Origin of the sequence: Streptococcus oralis (genome assembly GCF_001579025.1) — a bacterium.
Taxonomy (GTDB): Bacteria; Bacillota; Bacilli; order Lactobacillales; family Streptococcaceae; genus Streptococcus; species Streptococcus oralis_X.
In genome coordinates, this window is sequence record NZ_KQ970237.1 from 153279 (window position 1) to 158824 (window position 5546).

Genomic DNA, 5546 nt, shown 5'->3' on the forward strand with positions numbered 1-5546 from the left:
TTTTTATGCATAACCATAGGTATACAAAGCATACAGATATTCTCTGGATACTTTAGAATCACATGATAAAGGTATTCTTAAACTGGGTACAAAAAACTAAGCCCTCCTAAAAAAGGACATCTAATTATTTGTTCCCGCTATCAAATTGACAGTTTATTTAAGAATACCTTGCCGCATATTTATTAACTCCTTTTAAATAGTCACTTAAATAATAGCACATAAGAGCATATTTGTAAAGGAATCTCCAATTTTTTATCAAAAAGAGTACATGATTACAAAGTATCTGTAATCATGTACCAATATTTGTTATTTTACAATCTTCCAATTACTCCCGTTCTTTTCAAGTACCAAATCAAATTGAGATACCTGCGTTGCTTTGGTCTGCTGGTCGATATACTCCACTGTCAGCGATACCGTGACTTGATTATCCTTACGATTGTGAATAGGATTTACCAGTTCTTGAAAGATGTACTCTTTTCCGATTGGTTTTAATATCCCGTCATTCACATAGTAGGAAAGTTCACTGGCTGTCGCTGTAGGATAGAGCTTGAAGAACGTCGTTAAAAACTCATTGATTTCATTGGTTGTAATGGAATCAACCGTCCCCTCACTTTCAATGGCTTTTGGTTTATAACTTGATTTCTTAGGTATGTTGGTAATGGTCGGATTCTTAACCAGTACCATATTTCCAGAACCATCTACATAGACACTCACTATATAAGCAGAGTGGACGGTCTTTGTATTTTCTCCCTCTGTAATGAGCTGGTCTACACTGTAGGTTACATTAAACTCATTGTCGCCAGTTGGCTCTACCGTCCATATCTGAAATCCTCTTACAGAAGACGATACAGGAATATCTTTGCGTACTGTATCAACATTGAGAGCTTGAAGTTCATCTGTCAGATAGCCTTTTAGACTTTCCATTCGATTATCAATGGACTTATCGGATTGCTCCCATGAATAGTAGACTTTCGCAAAGTTCTCTACAAAATTTTCTACATGATGAGTATCAACGTATTCCTTTTCTATGATAGTTGTTTCGTGAATAGTATGAGTATCTATAGCTGTAAAGTGCTTGAATATCGCAAAGCTGAAACTAAGCCCTAAAAGTACCCACAAGGCAATCACAACCTTTTTATGAGGATTGACCTTATAGACACGAGGTTTCTTTTCCTTTGGTATCTGTTTTTCTTTATTCTGATTTTTTCTAAATTTCATCATTAAATCTTCCTTTCTCATTGTTTGATTCGTCCTGCTCCCACTAAATGCTGTTGCCAGTAGGGGCTTGTTAAGTCGGCATAACCGATTGGGTCGCCTGCATGAAACATACGGTTATTGCCAAGGTATATCCCAACATGAGTAATATAAGAGCCAGCGTTATAGGTAGAATGAAAGAAAACCAAATCGCCAGCTTGTGCTTCCGATAGTGGGATATGCTGGGTCACATCATATTGCTGTTGTGCGGTTCGTGGTAAGTTAATTCCAGCTTTTCCATACGTCCATTGTGTCAGTCCGCTACAATCAAAAGAAGTAGTCGGGGAAGCTCCACCGTAAACGTATCGCCAGCCCTCATATTTCAGTGCTTCGTCCATGATGGCTTGTACCGTATCATCATCAAACTCTGTTGTGACAAGATACTGCGTTACCAGTTGCACATAAAACATATTGCCATAGTTGTATCGCCAGCCCCCATTGATAGGTATGGCTATGGGATTGGGGTAAGACACTTTTTCGCCACCTGAATACTCTTTTGAGAAACTTTGAGCCAGTTCAAAGGTATATTTATTTCCACGATTAGCCACATACCCTAAGAAACCACCACCATAATTGTAGGACTGGATAACCGATTCTAAATCTACACTGAGCCTTTCGCTACTGGCTAATAATTCACTGAAATACTTCACACCTTGCTTAATGGATTCTTCTGTACTCAATGAATTAGGTGGAAGACCGAGGGATTCCGAGGACTGCATAACATCTTCCGCAGTACCGCCCGATTCCACCTGTATAATCGCAAGAAGTATGTTGACATATTCTTCAACGCCATATTCTTTGGCATATTTTTCTACCATAGGCTTATGAGCCAGCACTTCTGCGGAAACATTCACACCTCCATAATGAATATTGGAAATTCCGCTGTCCTGTTCATCTGAAAATAAAATGGCAACAAACAGAAGCAGTGAGAAGACCATCAAGAATAATCCAGAACCACCAATCACTAAAGTTTTCAACTTCATGGTTTCTTACCGACTTTCTTAATGGTGGCGGTTTTGATTGGTGGTCTACTTCTTGTATTTTGTAGTGGTACTCTTTGAACAGTAGACGGACGTTCTTTTGTGATTGGACGTTGTGAAGTTCTATCTGCTGTAGTGGTTGAAGTTGCTGGCTTTTGAACGGTTTTTTCTTGAACGGTATTGCCTTGGCGTTCCACTTTTGGACTTGAAAAATCGGACTTAACTGCTGGACGCTCTTGTTTGGCTTGTTGAGATTCCTTATATGAAGTCTGAATATTAGACTGTTTTGAGGTCTGTTCATCATGATATTGTTCTTGTCTTGTAGTCGGTCTTTCATGAACAGAAGAAGCAGGCTGTTTTTTCTGTTTGACCTGTTCCATTTCAGAGCGACGCTTCGCAATGGTTTTTCGCCTTTGTTCCTGCTGTTCCTTGCGTCCACTGGCTCTGTCCGCTTTGGTTTGAGAAATACTACTGGTTAAATCACGGACATTCTCTTTTACTTTGGATTTTCCTTGATATACTGCATATCTTGCATTGGTCGGCAAATCTTTAACCTGTTCTTTCAAACCACTAGCAGTGTCTACCATTCTGTCTTTGGTATCAGCTACTGTACCGATGGTTTGACCGATACGTTTTCCAAGTGTTGATTTTTCCTTTCCGTCTGGTCGGGAGTGATCTGCTTGTGTCCTTGCAGAACTCCCCGAACCCGACTGTCCTTTTTTACCTGTAACAATGGCAGACCCAGCCCCTAGAGTAGTCATGGAACGTCCAAGTTTCCGCTGTAGACGGTGCATGTGAGCGTGCATAAGCATACGAGGTTTTCTCATCACACGACTTCCCACACTTTGAGAATCGTTACTCTGTAGAGAAAACATACTCATTAAATCGCCCAGCTTGAAGTAGATTCCTGCAAAGGTCACAATCTGTAGAAAAGCAATCAAAAAGAACGGATAACCAGCCGATAAGGTATAGAGCATGGTTGAAATACTAAATGCTGTCGTAATAATCAATGTGATTCCAGCTCGTGTCAAAATGGTATTAAAGAGCTTTGTTATGGCTCGTTTTGACATACCATCAAATGATGGAATCATGCTTAAAATAAAGCTCACAGGCAGAAACATAGCATAGATGATAAAAAGTACCTGCGAGAAAATCATGATTCCTGTTAATAGGAATACAAATATGGAAATCCCAATATTGAAGACAAATAGGAAGAAGACTGTACCTAAACGGTTAATGGTCTTTGTAATGGTTAGATTGGTATTGCTTCTGTCTTCAATTTCTTCCGCAACAATTTTTTCTCTGTCTTCGCCATTGTTGGAATCTGGGCTGGTGGAGAGCAGGCTTTCCACACGGTCAATACCGATACTTTCAATGTCTGAACTGTTGTATTGAAGCAGTAGCCACGGTTGCTGAACCTGTATGGAAAACAGGCTATCTCTGATTAAGTCCACGCTGTCCTTGCCTTGACTATCGGAATGGGGCATGACAATCTTCGTGCCAAGTGATAAACTGGCATTACTGATGTCTGATGAAAAGTCATTGATTTTTTTAATGTAGTCGGGAGCGTAGGCAATAAAGGAAGCCGATAGGATAAACACCAGCACAAAATTCATAATGGCATGAATTGCCTTTGTGGTTTCTCTCTTTATCAGTCCCGTATAGGCAACATAAACCCCAAGAACCAAAATCAAGAGTAAGAGGAATCCAACATAGAAACCCTCTGTTGAAAATCCGTTTGCACTCACACCAGCTAAGGTCTGCATATTCTTACCAATGGAATCTGCTGTAGCGGAAATGAAGTCTAAGGAATAGGCTTCCTGTACTAAGTAACCTGTCGCATTGGAAACATACAAACTGATTGTCCAAATAAAATTGGTAATGGCATATAGTCCATACATGACCTGTTTTCCAATCCCGTCCGACCAGTTCCACGGAAGCCAGCCCCAGCTATTATCCACATAAAAATCCAGTTGATAGTTTTCAAGTGGGTATCGGCTGTATTCATTTGCCACATTGACCGTATCATCTACCAAGCCCGCAGCTTGAACCACCGTTCCCAGCATGGCTAAAAGAAAAATGGCAATCACAAGTGTGAAAGCCACTGTCATTGCCACTTTACCTAGACGTTTCAGCGTCCAGTTTGATTTTATTCTGTTTACTATTGATGGTTTCACATTTACACCTCTTTTCGCACAGGTGGTCTGGTATCAAAGGCATGGAGCAGTTCTTCAAATACAGGGTGGAACTGTATCACACCGACACGACCATATAAATCACTGATAAGGCATTGCCCGTTTTCCAAATCACGCAATCGCTTCTGATTGTTTTCGTCCTCTGGGTCTACACCAAAAAAGGCTAAGGTCTTTTTAATCTCGTTAAGGTCAGTGGAACGAAATGCAAATTTTAAGCCGAGGTTATTTTTCAGTTTTTCATCTAAGAGGTCGTCTGTATTTTGGGTCACGAAATATACCCCAGCGTTCATAGCACGACCAGCCCGAACCAGCTTCATAGATAGTGTTTTTCCTTGTGCTACCTGTAAAAAGCTCCATGCTTCGTCTAAATCTACAATCTTGAAAATGCTTCGGTCTGTATGGATAAAGTCTAAAGCAAAGGTACTAATGACAATCAGCATAGCAACGGATAAAAGCTCCATAGTGGTATATTCCTCAAAGGAAGTTTCCTTGTCGGGAAGTACCAAGTCCGCAACCTGTATAATGTTCAGTTGTTTTTCTAAGCTGATAGACTGCTCCACATAACCATTACTGAATAATAAATGTGCAAAGTCATAGTCTGTAAAACTTTCGATATGGTCGGCTATACTGGTACTTAGTGGCGTATTCTCAACCCGTAATTCCTCAATCACTTTCATCAACCCTCGTACTTCACTATTGGTTACTGCACGAATGGCTTTTCTAAGGATTGGGAAGCGTTCCCCATCACGAGAGGAAATCCCCGTAAGGAATGTCAGAATATCAATAGCCAGTGATTCAGAATCTTTGGGATTTTTCATAATCACATAAGGGTCAAGTAAGCCTTTGTTTTTCTCATCAGAAGTCAGAGTGACGATATTGATTTCATGGGAAATCTCTGGCAAGGTTTCTTTCCATCTGCCACGTTCTGCTTTTGGGTCTACAATCACTGCTTGTGCCCCATAAAGCACCGCATAATAGACGATAAGGTTATTCGCAAAGGATTTACCACCACCCAGCGAACCAACAAAAGCCGACGCTAACGCATTGGTTACTGAACCCTTAACCCCTTGACTGGCAAGAGCAGGTTTCAGATAGACATTGCGTCCAGTATCTAAGC

4 protein-coding genes are annotated in these 5546 nt (G+C 40.6%); all 4 read right to left on the minus strand.

The features are described from left to right. Positions 1-306: 306 nt before the first annotated feature. Positions 307-1239: a conjugal transfer protein gene (locus SORDD27_RS08745; protein WP_001224319.1), complete on the minus strand. Its 933-nt coding sequence runs from the start codon at positions 1237-1239 to the stop codon at positions 307-309. Further along, the gene (locus SORDD27_RS08750; RefSeq protein WP_000769868.1) at positions 1236-2237 is read right to left on the minus strand and encodes a bifunctional lytic transglycosylase/C40 family peptidase; all 1002 of its coding nucleotides are present in this window, start codon (positions 2235-2237) and stop codon (positions 1236-1238) included. Before SORDD27_RS08750 ends, SORDD27_RS08745 begins: the two co-directional genes overlap by 4 nt. Beyond that, entirely contained in the window at positions 2234-4411 is a 2178-nt protein-coding gene (locus tag SORDD27_RS08755) for a CD3337/EF1877 family mobilome membrane protein (protein WP_000804748.1), read from the minus strand. The genes SORDD27_RS08750 and SORDD27_RS08755 overlap by 4 nt, the downstream gene beginning before the upstream one ends. A 2-nt stretch (positions 4412-4413) precedes the next feature. Beyond that, positions 4414-5546 (minus strand): ATP-binding protein (locus SORDD27_RS10455; RefSeq protein WP_231069335.1); only part of this gene is annotated, 1133 nt, incomplete at its 5' end.